This window comes from Sphingomonas pituitosa NBRC 102491 (assembly GCF_001598435.1).
GTDB classification, from domain to species: domain Bacteria; phylum Pseudomonadota; class Alphaproteobacteria; order Sphingomonadales; family Sphingomonadaceae; genus Sphingomonas; species Sphingomonas pituitosa.
Map to the genome: position 1 here is coordinate 448,104 of NZ_BCYY01000002.1, position 16,789 is coordinate 464,892.

Here is a 16,789-nt window from a genome sequence, read left to right on the forward strand (position 1 = left end):
TTTCCTTCATTCATGAAGGCGACCGGCATGAACCAACAAGACTGCGGAAGTTCGGCGCAAACCTTGTCAGAGCTTCCCCGACAGGCCCGGGTATTGACGAGTGGCGTGTTCGGGATGCGCGGTGATGCCGAACTGTCGCGCATCGTCGAACAGGCGGCAGCGGAAACCGGCTTCCCCTTTGCCGCCGTCTCCATCGTCGACCGATCCCGGCTGTGGCTTGCCGTCGCCTACGAGTTCGATCCGCGTGAGTTCACCAGGCCGGACAGCTTCTGCGATGCCGCGATCCAGATTCCCGGATTCGCGCCACTGTGCGTGGCCGATGCGTGGCGGGAACCCCGGTTCAAGTTCGCTCCGGCGGTGATCGAGATGAACGTGCGCGCCTGTTACGCGGCGCCCCCGGTGACCAGCGACGGCTTCGCGCTCGGAACCTTGTGCCTTCTGGACCAGAAGCCCCGCAACGTCGGTGCCGCCGCGCTGGAGCGACTGGTCTCGCTGGCGGGAAATGCCTCGGCGGTCATCGACCGCGTGCCCAACGCCGTGGCCCATGCCGAATATGCCATCGCCGAGTTGTGCTCGCGCATGCGGTTCGCCGTCGCGGACGAGGACGACGCTCTGGTGGCCGTACTCGACGAGGAACTGCGCCTGTTCGAAACCAAGCTGAAGCTTCACTGGCAATCCGCGGCGTCCTGGGCCCTACCCCATCTCACCGAAGGGTCAGGCCTTGCTCGCCGACCTGCACACGCGCCGGATCGACACCCAGCAAGGCGCGCAGATAGGTGCCGCCCGCCGCCTTGAGCGCCGCCGCGCGTTCGGTACTGGGATGTTGCTTCAGCGCCTCGCGCGTAGCGGCGAGGTAGGTGGCCAGGATCGCAATCGTGACACGACCTTGCGCGTCCTCGCCAGCGGCCGCCGGTCGGGCCGCCAGACCGCGCATCTGGCGGTATAGCGCGCGGAACGCCGTGTCGCTGACCTCCGCATCGGCGAACGCCATGTAGCTTGCGGCAGTCAGCGAGGCGATGCCGCCCGCAGGATCCCCCGCCGCGATGCCGAGTTGCCGCTCGAGCTGCCCATAGCGCCGGTAAAGATCGCCGAACAAGGCGGCGGCCTTGCCGCGCTGGCTGGCGGGAAAGCCCGAAGCGAGTTCCGCAGCGACCTGCTGCACCACCGGCGGCGAAACCGCCGGGCGTGCCGCGCTCGGCGCCGGGTTCACCGGGTGCCCGAGCGACTCCTCGATGCTTTCCTTGAAGATACGCTGGTGCGAGCGCCGCAGCATGGCATCGGCCTGGGCGTTGAAGATCGCGCTGTCGAATGCGCCTGGGCCGAACCAGCCGCCATCCTGCGCCGAAGCCGGAGCGGCGACCGACATGGCGATGACCGCGATGGTCCTGAACTGCATTACGCTGCCCCCTTTCCTTCGGACCCAGCATAATCGGCGCGATTTCCAAGCGTAGGCCCGCCCAGCGGCGCCCGTCCCGTTCGACACACGTCCAGACGCGCCGGTCGCCGGGGACCGAGTGGCGCCGCTAGCTGGCGACCGGCCAGCCGTCGGCCGTCCAGGTCAGCGGCTGGATCTGGAGGGTCGGGGTGCCATTCTGTAACCGGTCATAGGCGTGGTAGACGATGTAGTCGCCGTCGCCCTGCTGGAGGATCGACGCACCGCCGCGCCCGACGAAGCGGCTGCCGTCGGCCTGCCCGTTGGAGAGCACGGGCGTCCCCCCGCCCTGCAGCATCGGCTTGCCGTCGCGATCGACATAGGGGCCGTCCGGTGCGGACGAACGGCCGACCACGGTGTTGTACGTGCTTGCCGCGCCCTGGCAGCAGGAATCGAACGACACGAACAGATAGTAATAGGCGCCGTGGCGGATGATGAAGGGCGCCTCCACCGCGCCCGGCGCGGGACGCTGGGCCAGCGCCCGGGGCGCCGCGTCGCCGGCGAGCCGCAGGCCGGTTGCGGGATCGATGCGGATCAGCTTGATGCCCGTCCAGAAACTGCCGAACACCAGCCACGAGCGGCCGTCCGCGTCCCCAAACGCCATGGGATCGATGGCGTTGAAATCGTCGCCGGTCTGCGACTGGATCACCGGGCCCTGATCGATCCAACGGGAGGCCGGCGCCGCCGGATCGATGCTGGCAGCCGTAGCAAGGCCGATCGCCGACTGATTCTTTCCGAACGTGGAGATGGCGTAATAGAGCCGGTACTGGCTCCCCGCCTTGGAGATGTCGGGTGCCCACATCCCCGTCGCGCCCGGTACGGCCGTACGAGTCCAGGCGGGCAGCGCCGTGTAGCTGGCACCTCGCAGCGTCCAGGCCCGCAAGTCGCTGGAGGTTCGCAGCGCCAGCAGGCCCTGCGGGTCGCCGGCATTGCCGGTGGTGAACAGGTAGTAGGTGTCCCCGTCCTTGAGGATCGACGGGTCGTGCGCCGGGCTGATCGCTCCGGTCAACGCAATGGAGACGGGCGTCGGGCTCGGCACCGGGGTTGGCGTGGGTGTCGGTGCTGGCACGGGCGCGGGCGTCGGGGTCGGCGCCGCAGCGACGGAGGCGGCAGGCGCGGCATTGCCACCACCGCAGGCCGAGGCGAGCAGCAGCAGTACGAGCGAAGAGGGGCGCTTCACGTCAGGGGTCTCCCGAAAAGGAAGCGGGCGGACCGTTCGGCCCGCCCGCTGGCAATCAGTTGAAGCTGTACCGTGCGCCGATCGCGAAGGTCCGCGGGATCAGCACCGTGCCGAGGTTGAAGCGATCCTTGTCGCCCACGTCGCCGAACCGGTAATATTCCTGCTGCTTGGTGCGCGTCAGGTTCACCGCGTCGAAGGTCAGGCCCAGGCGATCGGTGATCCGTGCGGTCAGCTGGAAGTCGAGGCTCGCCTCGGCCCGGCGCCACACGCCGAGCGGGTTGGCAAACAGCCGAGCCTCGTTCCGCACCTGCCAGGCATTGCGGTAGACATAGGAAAGCCGCGCGCCGAACGGGCCGTGATCATAGGCGAGCGTCGCGTTGTACGAGAGGTCGGACACGCCGAAGAAGCTGGACTGCTGCTCGCCCACCTGTTTGCCCGCATTGTCGTAGATCGGCACGTTCTGGCTGGAATCCAGCACCGTCAGGCTGCCCTGGAAACCAAGGCCGTCGAGGAACGACGGCAGGTAGGTCGGGAAATAGGTGAGCCCCACCTCCAGGCCCTTCAGCACGCCGTTGGAGGCATTGGCCGGACGGCTGATCACGAAGTTGTTGGTGGCACCCGCGACGATCCCGTTGTTCGGGATGACCTCCAGCTGGCTGACCGGCACGACCAGCCCCTGGATATCGCGTCGGAAAGCCGTGACGGTAATCGCGCTGTTGCGGGCGAAATACCATTCCAGTGCCGCATCATAATTCTTCGACGTGGTCGGCTGGAGACTGGCGGTACCCGCCGATCCGGTGCCGTAGCCGACATTGGTGAGATCGCCGGTCAGCGAGAAGTTGGGATTGATGTCCCCGAAGCTCGGGCGACGCAGCGTCTCGCCATAGTTGAAGCGGGCGCGCAGCTTCTGCGTGATCTCGTAGCGCGCGGTGAAGCTGCTCAGGAAGCGGTCCGACCCCGGCGAAGCCCGCGAGACCGCGCCGTTGTTGAAACGATCCACGAAGGTCGCGTCGGTATCCACCGCGACATAGCGCACGCCGCCCTGCACTTTCAGCGGGCGCCCGAAGATCGACAGCTCCCCATCCGCCTGGACATAGGCGGCGGTGGTCCGCTCCTGGACGTCGAAAACCCGCGTCATGGTCAGCTGGTCGGAGGTCTTCAGGCCATAGAGCCGGCGGATCTCGTCGGCATGCGCGTAGTTGTAATAGCCGTTGGCGTTGACCCAGCTGGTCGGCACGTCCCCGCGCCCCTCGAAGAAGTCCGAGTTGGTGAAGGTGGCGCCGGCCGGCAGGCTGGACAGCGGCCGGTTCAGCGCGCCCGCGTCGGCGGTGCGCACGTCGCTGGAGGCGCGGCGATCGTCGAAACGGAACCCGGCCTTGATCTGGCGGAGGAATCCCGAATCCCAGCCATAATGGCCGTCGAGCGTCGCGGTGAACGCACTGCCCTTGTCGCGGCTGGCATTGTCGTAGAGCTGGGCGACGTTCCACGTGCTCGGGTCCGCCAGCGCCGCATCATTGTCGAAGTGATAGGAGGGGATGCCGCCGCCGGCGTTGAAGTCGGCGGTGATCCGGTTCGCCACGCGGTCGCTCCGCATCGCGAAGAAGGCGGTTCTGTACTTGCTCGTCTGATAGGCGGCGTCAGCGACGATCCCGCCGCGGCTGCCCAGGTCCCATTTGCCGTTCAGGGCGTAGACGAAGCTGTCGGTCTGGCTGCGGGTATAGTCGCCGCTGTTGAAGCCATAGACGTTGTTCGCCACGCGCGACTTCACGATGTTGGTGCCGTCGTACAGCGTCGGCGCCTGCGGATTGGCCCAGAAGTCGATGAAGCTGAACTGCAGGCTGTTATAGGTCTCGCCGCGGAAGCCCGCGTAGAAAACCTCCGCCGTATAGACCGAGCTGCTGTTGGGCGACCACTGGAACGCCGCATTGGCCGAGGGTCGCTCGCGCTTGCCGTAGAGATCGGAACTGAACACCGCATCGCGCGACAGCCAATAAGGCGTGGCGATGCCGTTGACCGGCAGGGTCGATCCGGGGGCGGTCGGCAGGCCCGTCTCAGGGCCGACCTTCCAGTCGCCGACTCCCGGTCCGGAGAGGAACGCGCCGGTCTTGGGGTCGGTCTGCGCCGGGAAGATGCGTTGGAAGCCGGTGAGGCCTGTGCCGGCCGGGGGCGTGAGCGTGGCGAACGGGACGAACGCGCCGGCGGTGGTCGACATCGTCCGGAACTTGGACCGGGTGTAGCTGCCGTTGACCAGCAGGCCGACGTCGCCGATGCCGGTCTCCCAGCGATCGCTGAGCAGCAGCGCCGCGTTCGGATTGATCTTGTCGGCTTCCTGGTCGTAGATCCCGCGCACCAGCGCCGAGACGGCAAAACCCTTGAAGTCGAACGGGCGCCGGGTCACCACGTCGACCTGGCCGGCGAGTCCGGTCTCGATCTGGTCGGCCGCCCGCGTCTTGAACACGTCCACCCGCTTGACGAGGTTCGCGGACACGTCCTGCAGCGTGAAGGCCTGGCTGGCGGCGGTGAAGACGTTGCGGCCGTTGAGCGTGGTGAGCGCATCGGGAAGCCCGCGGATCTGGATGCCGGCAGCTTCGCCCTGCCCGCGGTCCGTCACCTGGATGCCGGTGACGCGCTGGAGCGCTTCGACCACGTTGTTGTCCGGCAATTTGCCGACATCCTCGGCCACGATCGAATCGACGATCTGCGTGGAGTCACGGCGAAGATTGAGCGCGCCGATGATCGAGGCACGTACGCCGGTGACGACGATTTCGTCATTCGCCTGCTCGTCGGGCCCGGCGCCCTGCTGCTGCGCGTCTCCGCCGGCAGTAGGCGCGACCTGCGCATTGGCTTGCCCGCCGAGCGCGATCGACGCGACCGACACCGAAGCGAGAAACAGCAATTTAGACACCATCTGGTATCCTCCCCACGACAAAAGGTTCACGAGACGGCGCTATCATTGCGCTCATTACTCTGACTTTTAACTATCACGAAAACGCCGGACTGCAAGCCAGCCGCCGCGCGCTGCCGCTATCGTTGGTAGAATTTCTCGGAGCGTTGCAAATCTGGCACAAGCTCCGCCGCCGCCTTTGATTCGCACAAATGCAAACGGAGGCGGCCAGACTCCGCCGCCATTTCTCTGCGGTATCGATATACCTCGGGAGCGGTGCCCGATCCCGGGGATGCTCGGCTCAGAGCTTGCGGAGCGGTCCGTTCGCCACCGGCGCGCCGAACACCGGCGTTCCGTCCGCCGCGTAGCGGAAATATTGCATGCGCGTATGCCGATTGGGATCGAACAGGGGATCCCCCTTGATCTCGGCGTAGTCCCGCGCGTGATAGACCAGCACGTCCCGCCCATGCTCGTCGACGGTGAAGCTGTTGTGGCCGGGGCCGAAAATCTTGTGCTCGGCCGAAGTCTTGAACACCGGCTCCGGCGACTTCGTCCAGGTGGCGGCGTCCATGATGTCCGCATCGGCGCGGGCGGTAAGCATGCCCATGCAGTAGCGGGCATCGGTCGCGCTCGCCGAATAGGTCATGAACAGCTTGCCGTTGCGGGCAAGCACCGCAGGCGCCTCGTTGACCTTGAAGCCCTGGATCTCCCAGTCGAGCGTCGGCACCGACAGGCGCACGGGCTTCGCCGCGAGCGTCAACGCCGTCGCGAGCGGTGCGAGATACAGGTTCGAGTTGGTCTCGATCCCCTCTTCCCGCTGCGCCCAGGCGAGGTAACGCCGGCCCTTGTGGACGAAGCTGGTGGAATCAAGGTTGAAGCTGTCCCATGGCGTCTGGAGCTGGCCGAGCACCGCCCAGGAGCCGGTCATCGGATCGGGGCCGTCGCACACCACCGCATAGGTGCGGATGCGGAACACGTCCTCGCCGCCGCCGCTGGGGCCCGCGGCGAAGTACATCACCCATTTTCCGTCGATCAGATGCATTTCCGGAGCCCAGAGGAAGCCGGACATAGGCCCGCTCGCCAGATGCCGCCACAGCACCCGCTCTTTCGCCGTTGCCAGGCCGGCCAGCGTTCTGGAGCGGCGCAGGACCAGCCGGTCGTATTCGGGCACCGAGCCGGTCATGTAGTACCAGCCGTCCGTGTGGCGGAACACCTGCGCATCGGCGCGCTGCCGAACCACCGGATTCACGATCGCGGGGGACGGTGTCCGCGCCAGGGCAGGTGCCGCCGAAGCAGCTGCGGCACCGGCCAGAAAGAAGCGTCTAGTAAGCATCAGGTCCTCCGCCTTGGCTTCGCCGCCCGCGAGCCGGCAGAGCATGAAGGCGGCCGCAAAACGTGCCGATACCCTCACATCCTCCCGTTCCAGGCGGCTGTTTTCGGCGTTTTAGTCTGACATATTTCTGCGGCCGTCAACTCCCGCCAGACAGCACCGCGCCGGCATGCAGCGGCAGTCCGGCCGAAGTGCGGCTGCGTGCGGGAGCCCTACCCTTCGGCCCGCCGAAAGAAAGAGGGCCCCGGCGAGGATCGCCGAGGCCCTTCCGCATCCGCTGGGATGGCTCCCGTCAGAAGTTGCCGCGAAGGATGAAGGAGAAGCGGCGATCGTTCATGAAGTAGGACCGCGGCGCCAGATCGTTCGGATTCCCCGTATAGGCCTGGGTCGTCTTGGTGACCGTATTCGTGAGGTTCACGCCCTGCACGCCCAGCTTGACGGCCTTGCTCAGGTTCACGAACAGCGATGCATCGAGCGTCCCCACCGGCTCGTTGAAGATTGAGAAATAGGGGAAGATCACGTCCGATGCGGTGAGCAGGAAGCGCGAGCGCCAGTTGTAGGCTGCGCGCACCGATATCCCGTTGCGTTCGTAGAAGATCGCCGCGTTGACGTTATGCTTCGAAAGCTGCTCGAGCGGAAGACTACCCGAAGGCGCCACGGTGGACACGTTCGAGGGCGATCCACCGTTCAGGAAGCTGTTCGGCAGGCCCGAGCTGTCGATGAAGGTATAGTTGGCCGAAATGCCGAGGCCCTTCAGGGGGCCGGGCAGGAACTCGTAGCTCTGCTGATAGGCCAGCTCGAACCCCTTGATCTTGCCGGTACCCTGGTAGTTGGCAGGTCCGCGAACGAACACATCCTTGGTGACGCCGTTGCTGGTAAGCGACCGGTTGGTGACCTGCTGGTAGAAGAAGCCGTCGATCGCCTTGTAGAAGCCGTTCAGCGTGAGCGAGCCGACGCTGGCGAAATACCATTCGAGGCTCGCATCGAACTGCCACGCCGTTGCCGGCTTCAGGTAGGGATTGCCGGTCGTCGCCGTGAGTTCGCCGCTCGTGCCCAGGCCGATGCTGAGGAAGTTGCGGATATTGGCATTGTCCGGACGCGTCAGCACCTTGGACCCTGCCAGGCGCAGCAACAGGGTGTCCGACAAGCCGAACTTCAGGTTCATGCTGGGCAGGAAGTAGCTGTAGCTGTTCCTGGCAGCGTTGTAGACGTCGAAACCATTGCCGGCGAACTGCTGCAGTTGTGCATAGCCCGTCGGCCCGAGGGTGCAGGCACCGCCCTGCGCCTGCGGCAGCGTTCCCGGCGGCGCACCCGGCGGCACCGTCGGGGCGCAGCGTTCCGCATAGGGCCGCGCGATGCTCAGTTCGGCCTGGCTCGGAACACCGATCCGGCCTTCAGAGCGGATATTGCTGCGTACCCAGCGCAGACCGACATTGCCCGAAAAGCGCACCCGTCCGAACAGCGTGTCCGAGCCGAAGCTCGCCATCCCATAGGCAGCACTGTCCAGCTGGCTGACCGGCTGGATTTCGGACGGCAGATAAGGCGTGCCCGCGATCGCCCGCGCGCGGCCGGATGCCGGCACCCAGGTCGGCGCGGCACCCAGACCGGTGGCAATGGCCTGGATCGACTTGAAGTCCTTCACCGCACCCGCATAGTCGCGGATCATGTCCCCGGCATAATAATAGGCACCGGGAGGGGCATTGGTCTGGCCGCGGAAGAAATCGGGGAAGTTGTAGCGGGTCATCAGGGCCGCCGGCGTGTCGGCGAAGTTGACCGGGCGGTCTCCCGACCAGGTTTCGCTCAGCATGCCCCAGTTGTAGGTGGAATAGCGCACCGTCTGGTCCCGATCCTGATACCGCGCGCCGAACTTCACGCGCCGCAGGAAGGAGTCCTCGTCGAACTTGTATTCCAGGTCGCCCTGGAACGCATATTGCGTGCCGGTGCTGTCTTCCAGATGGTCCATCGCCGCGCGCCAGAACTGGAAGCGGGGATCAGTGAAATATTGCGCGTCCGTGGCACTGGCGAGCGCCGCATTCGGCGTAGACCATGTGTAGCCGAGATATTGGGGCTTGTGCGGCGTCACCACCGGCAGCTTGCCGGAGATGTCGAGCTCCTGGTCAGCAAAGCTGGAGCCGAACACCGAGATGTCGAGCTGCTCGCGGTGCGACTTCGCCACCTGGCCGTCGAGCGTCACGGTCAGGCGATCGGTGAGCTCGGTCCGCAACCGAAGGCTCCAGTCCTGGTTCAGCGTCTCCTCGCGCGACTGGCGACGCGCGAGCGACTGCTGCAGGCCGCCGATCGGCACATAATAATTCGGCTGGTTGGGATTGCCGCGCCAGCCGTTGCTCGTGTTGACGATATAGCCCGACTGGAACAGACCGTTGCTATCGTAGGTGAAGTCCTGGAACTGGCCAACCGGGCACTGCGCGCGCGACGTCGCCGAACCGGCGCTGCCGTCGGCGGGGATCGTCAGCGGACCGTCCGAATTCTGCAGGCAGCCCTTCGGATAGGTGGTGTACTCGGCAAGGTCGGGGGCGGTCTCGAAGGTATATTCGCTCCACTCCTGCGTGGTGTGCGAGCGCACATACTCGGCGGTAATCATCGTCCGGTGGTCGGTGGACTCGAACTGCGCGGAGAGCGACATGCCGTCGCGCTTGCGATCGAACTCCTGGGTGCGGAACTGGCCGCCGGCCGGCGCCACCCGCGACGCGGCATAGTCGGCGAAGCCGTCGGCACCCGCGGTGCCGTTGTTGCCGCAGGTGTAGGCGGCCGCCGGCAGGGTGCGGCTGTCGGTGGAAGAGGGCAGCGGGTTACGGCAGACCAGCGTGCCGTTGGTGTTGGCGGCGTTGACGAGCGTATTGTCGCGGGTCTGGTAGTTCGCGACCTGAATACCGTCCGAGCGGCTCTTGATCCGCGAATAGGCGCCGCTGGCCAACAGGCCGAACCGGCCGATGCCCGTGTCCCAAGTGTTCGAGATCAGCCCCGAAATGGTGGGCGTCCACTTCTTGCGCATGTCGCCATAGTTCGCCTCGAGGCTGATGGCGCCGTGCAGGCCCGTGCGGTCAAAGGGCTTGCGGGTGTTGAGGTTTACCGTCCCGGCGAGGCCGCCTTCGATCATGTCGGCGGTGGTGTTCTTGGCGACGATTACCGAACCAAGCAGTTCGGAGGGCACATCGGCAAAGTTCAGCGCCTGTCCGCCCACACCGGCGGCGAAGGCGGTACGACCGTTGAACTCCGACCGTACGAAGGTCAGGCCGCGCACCGCGACGCCTGAACCTTCGACAGAGAAATGGTCTGGGTCGTTCGACCCGGCGAACCGGTTGATCGAAACGCCGGGCACCCGCTGCAGCGCTTCGGTAACCGAGCGATCCGGCAGCGAGCCGATATCCTGCGAGGTGATCGCATCGACAACCGTATCGGAATTGCGCTTGATCGACTGGGCCGTCGCGAGACTGGCGCGGATGCCGGTGACGACGATCTGGTCGCTCTGTTCCTGGGTCACTTGCGCGCCGCCGGCGGCCGCCTGTGAATCGCCCGGCTCCGTCTGTGCATGCGCGGAACCCACCATCCCCGCGACGCACAGCGCCGTCACGGATGCACCGCGCAGGAAAGACCCGAATCTATGAATGTTGCGCAGGCGCGCATGCGACGACGACGACCGCATCATCCCCTCCTCCCGTTATTTTTGTGACTCGTTGGCCACGACAAGGTTGTCAGCGTTTTACATCAGATCACGACACATTTGGCAATGCGACCGCTAACAATTTTCTCTAACGTTTCCGTCGACTGTCACCTCCCTGCAACAATCGCAGATGCAGATTTTGGCGAACTGCGCGCAGGATGGGTTTGACAGACTGCCTGAAAATGCTGGTAATCCGGCACATCTGGAGAGGATGAAGCGATGGCCGGGCAGCCGAGTCTACGCGTGATAATCGTGGGAGGGGGAACGTCGGGCTGGATGACGGCTGCCGCGCTCGCCCGTTTGTTGCCGAAACGTTGCCGGTTGCATGTCGTCGAGTCAGAGGCGATCGGCGTGATCGGCGTGGGCGAGGCGACCCTGCCCCACATTCGCGGGTTTATCGAGAAACTGGGGATCCGCGAGGCGGATTTCATGGCTTGGACCCGCGGCACGTTCAAGCTGGGCATCGAGTTTCGCGACTGGGGCAATCTGGGCGACAGCTATATTCACCCCTTCGGCACCTTCGGGCGCGGCAAGGGCGATGTCGACTTTCACCATTACTGGACGCGGCTGCGCAGCGCCGGGATCGATATCCCGCCCCTCGAGCAGTTCTCCTATGGCTGCATGCTGGCACGCGCCAACCGCTTCGACCTGCCGGCGAGTGATCCGGCGCAGCTCGCCTCCACCTATGGGTATGCCTATCAGTTCGATGCCCTGCTGTTCGCCCCCTATCTCCGCAGCATCGCGGAGGGGCTCGGCACCCACCGTACCGAAGGCAAGGTGGTCGAGGTGCTGCGAGACGCATTGCGCGGCGACATCACCGCGATCCGGCTGGAGGATGGGCAAATCCTCGAAGGCGATCTGTTCGTCGATTGCTCGGGATTCCGATCGCTGCTGCTGGGAGAAGGGCTGGAAGAGCCCTTCGAGGACTGGAACCACTGGCTGCCCGCCGATCGCGCGGTGGCGATGCCGTGTCGGACCGAAACCGCCGTGACGCCCTATACAAGCGCGGTCGCGATGCCGGCAGGCTGGCGGTGGCGGATCCCGCTGCAGCACCGCACCGGCAACGGCTATGTCTATGCCAGCGCGTTCACCTCGGACGACGGCGCCGCCCAGGCGCTGACCCGCGCGGTCGAAGGCGCGCCGCTCGCCGATCCCCGCCTTTTGCGGTTCCGTGCAGGGCGGCGGCGGCGCAGCTGGGTCCGGAACTGCGTCGCCATCGGCCTGGCAAGCGGCTTTCTGGAGCCGCTGGAATCGACGAGCATTTACCTCGTCCAGCAGGCGATCACGGCGCTGGTCGAGCTCTTCCCGGATTCCGCCGAGGCCACCGTCGAACGCGACGAGTTCAACCGGCTGATCGATCTGGAATATGATCGGATCCGCGATTTCCTGATCCTGCACTATCACGCGACCCGGCGTTCGGACTCCGAGTTCTGGAACTACGTCCGCACCATGGCCGTGCCGGACAGCCTTGCCGAGAAGATCGAGCTGTTCCGGCGCGCCGGGCGCGTCGTGAAGTACCGCGAAGGCGTGTTCCTCGACGCCAGCTGGATCGCGGTCTATGTCGGGCAGGGCATCGTGCCGGAAGGCCATGATCCGCGCGCCGGCGGCCCCGACACGGCAACGCTGCTGCAGGCGATGAAAGCGCTGCACGGCGAGATCGCCGCCACCGTAGCGCGCGTGCCGGAGCATCTCCGCTATATCGACGGCTATTGCGCGATGGCGGCGGCGGCATGAGCCTGAAGCGGGTTCTGGTTGCAGGCGGCGGGCTGACCGGATGGTCGACGGCAGCCGCGCTCAAGCGGCGCGTGCCGATGCTCGAGGTGACAATCCTTCCGCTGGCGACCCCACCCAGCGCGTTGGCGGACCATATCGCCACCACCCTGCCCTCGATCCTCGGCTTCCACGCCGATCTGGGCATCGGCCTTGGCGACGGCGTGACACGCACCGGCAGCCTGTATCGCCTGGGGGCGCGGTTCTGTGGGTGGGTGGAGGGCCTGCCCGATTATGTCCATGCTTACGGGCCCCACGGCACCGCGGTCGACGGCGTTTCCTTCCATCACCTCTGGGCGCGGGCGGCGCGGGACGGCAGCGTCGCGGCGTTCGACACCTTCTCGCCGGCGGCGGCCATGGCCAGGGCGGGGAAGTTCGTGCCGCCGGGGGACGACGGCCTGCTGGCGTCACACGGCTTCGCCCTCACGCTCGACGTGCCGCGCTACCGCCGGATGCTGACGGCCCTTGCCCGCCATGTCGGCGTGCGCGAGCAGCCGGGGGCGCTGGCCGGCGTGGAGACGGCCGCGGACGGCGCCATCGAAGCGCTGGTGCTGGACGACGGCAGCCGCATCGCCGCGGACCTGTACTGCGACTGCACGGGCCCCCAGGCGCTGCTGCACGGCCCGCTGCAGGCGCCGCGAGAAGACTGGCGACGCTGGCTGCCGTGCGATCGCCTGGTCCTGGGGGATGCGGAGCCCGTGCAAGATCCGTCCCCGCTGGATTGCGTCACGGCCACGGCGAGCGGCTGGCACTGGACCAGCGCCTTGCAGCGCGGCACCGTCTACAGCGCGGCGCACGGAGAAAGCGAGGAAGAACCAATCAGGTTCGAGGCTGGCGCAACGCTCGAGCCGTGGAGGCACAATGTCGTGGCGATCGGCGACGCCGCCGTGACGCTGGAGCCGCTGGAATGGGGCAACCTCCACCTCGCCCACAGCGCGATCGACCGGCTCATCACCATGCTGCCGGCCGGCGCCCCCCACCCGCTGGAAGCGGCCGAATTTAACCGCCAGGCGCTGGCGGAGGCGCGGCGCGTGCGCGACTTCGTGCTGCTCCACTATGTCACCTCCCGTCGCGATGGCCCGTTCTGGCAGGACGTTGCCAGCGTGGCGCCCCCGGAGTCGCTTGCCCACACGCTCCGCCTGTTCCGCGAACGCGGCCGCCTTCCCTATCATGAGGAGGAGACGTTCGATCGGAACAGCTGGCTGGCGGTCCTGTTCGGCCAGGGCGTGCTTCCCCGGCAGACCGATCCGCTGGCCGACTCCGTCTCGCCCGCCGATGCACACGCCGCCATGGCGCGGTTCGGCGCCGGGATCGCCCGGGCGATCCAGCCTCTTCCCACCCTCGCCGCCTTCCACGCCGCGCAATCGAGGCATCTGCATGAACGAGCATAGTATCCGCGACGTCGTCATCGTCGGCGGCGGCACCGCCGGCTGGATGGCCGCCGCGGCGTTTTCACGCTTCCTCAACAACGGCTATACCCGCATCACCCTGATCGAGTCCGACGAGATCGGCACCGTCGGCGTCGGCGAGGCGACGATCCCCCCGATCCTGCGCTTCAACCAGATGATCGGGCTGGACGAGAACGAGTTCCTCGCGGCCACCGGCGGCACGTTCAAGCTGGGGATCGAGTTCGTCGACTGGGGCGGGCTGGGCGAACGCTATTTCCACCCGTTCGGCAACTTCGCCCAGGATCTCCAGGGCGTGCATTTCCACCAGCTCTACCTGCGCGAGCGGGCGCGGCGGCCGATACCGGACATCTCCGCCTGGTCGATGAGCGCGGTGGCGGCGGCAAAGGGCAAATTCGGGCGCCCCTCCCCCAATGCCCGGACGCCCGTGCGCGAGCTGTTCTATGCCTTCCACTTCGACGCGGGGCTCTACGCGCAATTGCTCCGGCGCCTGTCGGAAGCGCGGGGGATCACCCGCATCGAGGGCAAGATCTCCGACGTCACGCTGCGGCCCGAGGACGGCTTCGTCCAGTCGGTGACGCTGGCGGACGGCCGCACGGTGGCCGGCGACCTGTTCATCGACTGCTCGGGCTTTCGCGGCCTGCTGATCGAGGAAGCGCTGCAGACCGGCTACGAGGACTGGCGCCACTGGCTGCCGTGCGACCGCGCCGTCGCGGTGCCGTCCGCCAATATGGGCGCACCCGATCCCTTTACCCGCTCCACCGCGCGCACCGCCGGTTGGCAATGGCGCATCCCGCTGCAGCACCGCACCGGCAACGGCCTGGTCTATTGCAGCGACTATCTCGACGACGAGGCGGCCGAGCAGCAATTGCTGGGCGCGCTGGAAGGGCCGGCGCTGGCCGATCCCCGCCGGCTTCGCTTCACCACCGGCCGGCGGCGCGAGAGCTGGTCGCGCAACGTCGTCGCGCTCGGCCTGTCCAGCGGGTTTCTGGAACCGCTGGAATCGACCAGCATCCACCTGATCCAGAGCGGTATCGCCCGGCTGATCGCGCTGTTCCCCGACAAGCGCTTCGACCCGATCGAACGCATCGAATACAACCGGCAGATGCGCGACCTGTACGAAGATGTGCGCGACTTCATCATCCTCCACTACAAGGCGACGACGCGCACGGATTCGCCCTTCTGGAACCGCGTCCGCACGATGGCTGTGCCGGAAAGCCTGGCGCACAAGATGGCGCTGTTCGAACACAAGGGCCGGCTGTTCCGCGAGGGCAACGAGCTGTTCACCACCACCAGCTGGGTCGCGGTGTGCCTGGGCCAGCACATTGTGCCGCGCGCGCATGAGCCCGCCGCCGACGCGCTCGACGAGCGACTGGTCGCCGAAGCGCTGGAGCAGATGCGCCTCGGCTATTGGGAAACAGCCCAGCAGATGCCGACGCATGCCGAGTTCCTGGCCCGCATTGCCCCGCAGCCGGCAACGCCGCCGGCCATGCCGGCCGCAGACGCGCTGCCGGTATTCTCCTTCGCGGAGGAGGCACCGTTCGGCCAGCCGGGCGCGCCGGTATGAGGGCGGACCGGCTGCGGCGCATCGTCATCGTCGGCGGCGGCACCGCCGGCTGGATGGCCGCCGCGGCGATCAGCAAGCTCGTCGGCACGATGCCCGAGCTCAGCATCGAGCTGATCGAGTCCGAAGAGATCGGCACCGTGGGTGTCGGCGAGGCGACGATTCCGCAGATCGTGCTGTTCAACGCGATGCTCGGCATCGACGAGGCGGCGTTCGTGCGCGAGACCAACGCCACCTACAAGCTGGGCATCGAATTCGTCGACTGGACACGGATCGGCCACCGCTACGTCCATCCCTTCGGCTTCTATGGGCTCGACATGCTGGGGGTGGAATTCCACCATTTCTGGCTGAAGGCGCGGAGCCTTGGCGAGACCACGCCGCTCGATGCCTACTCGCTGGCGGCGGTGGCGGGCCGGCGCGGCCGCTTCGCCCATCCGCGGCCCGATCAGCCCAATTCGCCGCTCGCGAAGCTCGGCTATGCCTTCCAGTTCGATGCCGCCCTGTACGCCCGCTATCTGCGGACACTGGCGGAGGCCGCCGGCGTGCGGCGGACCGAGGGCCGGATCGTATCGGTCCGCCGCGACGGCGCCAGCGGCCATGTCGATGCCGTGCAGCTTCAATCGGGAGAAGAGGTTGCCGGCGACCTGTTCGTCGACTGCTCGGGCTTTCGCGGATTGCTGATCGAAGGGGCGATGGGAAGCAGCTTCACCGACTGGACCGACTGGCTGCCCTGCGATCGTGCGGTGGCGGTTCCCTGCGCGCTGGGCGGCGACCGCGTGCCGCTGACCCGCTCCACCGCGCGCAGCGCCGGATGGCAGTGGCGGATCCCGCTCCAGCACCGCATCGGCAACGGCTATGTCTATTCGAGCGCGCACCTTTCCGACGACGAGGCGGCGGCGACGCTGCTCGCTCATCTCGACGGCGCGCCGCTGGCCGAGCCCCGCCAGCTCCACTTCCGGGCCGGACACCGCGAACGCGCCTGGATCGGCAATGTGGTGGCGCTGGGCCTGGCCGGCGGCTTTCTGGAGCCGCTGGAATCGACCAGCATCCATCTCGTGCAATCGGGCATTGCCAGGCTGATGGCCTTCTTTCCCACGCGCGGCTTCGACCAGGCGGAGATCGACCGGTTCAACCGCGACACGGCGCGGGAATATGTCGACATTCGCGACTTCCTGGTGCTGCACTACAAGGCCACCGAACGGGACGACAGCGCCTTCTGGCGCTATTGTCGTACGCTGGCCCCGCCGGACGGGCTGCGCGACAAGCTGGAGATGTTCCGCGGCAATGGCCGGATCCTCCGCGAACACCAGGAACTGTTTACCGAAACCAGTTGGCTGTCGGTGATGCACTGCCAGGGGATCGAGCCGCGGGGCTATCATCCGATCGCCGATCTGCTATCCGACGAGGAGACGCGACAGCGCCTCAAGCACATCGCCCAAGTGATTGATCAGACGGCGGACGCCATGCCCATGCAGGAAGACTATCTTCGCGAGATCGGTTGCACCCCGGCGCCGGTGCGACGCGCGTCGTGACATCCCTCC

At 66.6% G+C, this 16,789-nt stretch carries 9 protein-coding genes and 1 pseudogene; 5 read left to right on the forward strand and 5 right to left on the reverse strand.

Annotated features, from left to right (window positions below; genetic code table 11):
- The first annotated feature begins 27 nt into the window (after positions 1 to 27).
- Positions 28 to 795: a GAF domain-containing protein gene (locus tag SPI01S_RS04555; RefSeq protein ID WP_157084553.1), complete on the forward strand. Its 768-nt coding sequence runs from the start codon at positions 28 to 30 to the stop codon at positions 793 to 795.
- On the opposite strand, the gene SPI01S_RS04560 is transcribed toward SPI01S_RS04555, so the two are convergent.
- From SPI01S_RS04560 to SPI01S_RS04580, 5 genes and pseudogenes are all read right to left on the reverse strand, one after another.
- On the reverse strand, positions 704 to 1,396 hold the full coding sequence (locus SPI01S_RS04560) for a DUF6683 family protein (protein ID WP_066718743.1): 693 nt from the start codon (positions 1,394 to 1,396) through the stop codon (positions 704 to 706). The two genes, SPI01S_RS04555 and SPI01S_RS04560, sit on opposite strands and share 92 nt — an antisense overlap.
- 127 nt (positions 1,397 to 1,523) lie before the next feature.
- Positions 1,524 to 2,612 (reverse strand): arabinan endo-1,5-alpha-L-arabinosidase, encoded by a 1,089-nt coding sequence (locus SPI01S_RS04565; protein WP_084253248.1) that lies wholly within the window; start codon positions 2,610 to 2,612, stop codon positions 1,524 to 1,526.
- Between the two features lie 55 nt (positions 2,613 to 2,667).
- The gene (locus tag SPI01S_RS04570; RefSeq protein ID WP_066718748.1) at positions 2,668 to 5,520 is read right to left on the reverse strand and encodes a TonB-dependent receptor; all 2,853 of its coding nucleotides are present in this window, start codon (positions 5,518 to 5,520) and stop codon (positions 2,668 to 2,670) included.
- A gap of 289 nt (positions 5,521 to 5,809) precedes the next feature.
- Positions 5,810 to 6,829 (reverse strand): annotated as a pseudogene (locus SPI01S_RS04575) (glycoside hydrolase family 43 protein); the annotation flags it as partial.
- A 289-nt stretch (positions 6,830 to 7,118) separates the two neighbouring features.
- Complete coding sequence (locus tag SPI01S_RS04580; protein ID WP_306305016.1) at positions 7,119 to 10,328, reverse strand: TonB-dependent receptor; 3,210 nt, start codon at positions 10,326 to 10,328, stop codon at positions 7,119 to 7,121.
- Positions 10,329 to 10,727: 399 nt separating this feature from the next.
- On the opposite strand from SPI01S_RS04580, the gene SPI01S_RS04585 reads away from it, so the two are divergent.
- The 4 genes from SPI01S_RS04585 to SPI01S_RS04600 are packed head-to-tail and all read left to right on the forward strand — an operon-like array spanning position 10,728 to position 16,780.
- On the forward strand, positions 10,728 to 12,242 hold the full coding sequence (locus SPI01S_RS04585; RefSeq protein ID WP_066718753.1) for a tryptophan halogenase family protein: 1,515 nt from the start codon (positions 10,728 to 10,730) through the stop codon (positions 12,240 to 12,242).
- Entirely contained in the window at positions 12,239 to 13,669 is a 1,431-nt protein-coding gene (locus SPI01S_RS04590; protein ID WP_066718991.1) for a tryptophan halogenase family protein, read from the forward strand. The genes SPI01S_RS04585 and SPI01S_RS04590 overlap by 4 nt, the downstream gene beginning before the upstream one ends.
- The gene (locus tag SPI01S_RS04595) at positions 13,656 to 15,251 is read left to right on the forward strand and encodes a tryptophan halogenase family protein (protein WP_066718756.1); all 1,596 of its coding nucleotides are present in this window, start codon (positions 13,656 to 13,658) and stop codon (positions 15,249 to 15,251) included. The genes SPI01S_RS04590 and SPI01S_RS04595 overlap by 14 nt, the downstream gene beginning before the upstream one ends.
- Positions 15,248 to 16,780 (forward strand): tryptophan halogenase family protein, encoded by a 1,533-nt coding sequence (locus SPI01S_RS04600; protein ID WP_066718759.1) that lies wholly within the window; start codon positions 15,248 to 15,250, stop codon positions 16,778 to 16,780. Before SPI01S_RS04595 ends, SPI01S_RS04600 begins: the two co-directional genes overlap by 4 nt.
- The last annotated feature ends 9 nt before the right edge of the window (positions 16,781 to 16,789 follow it).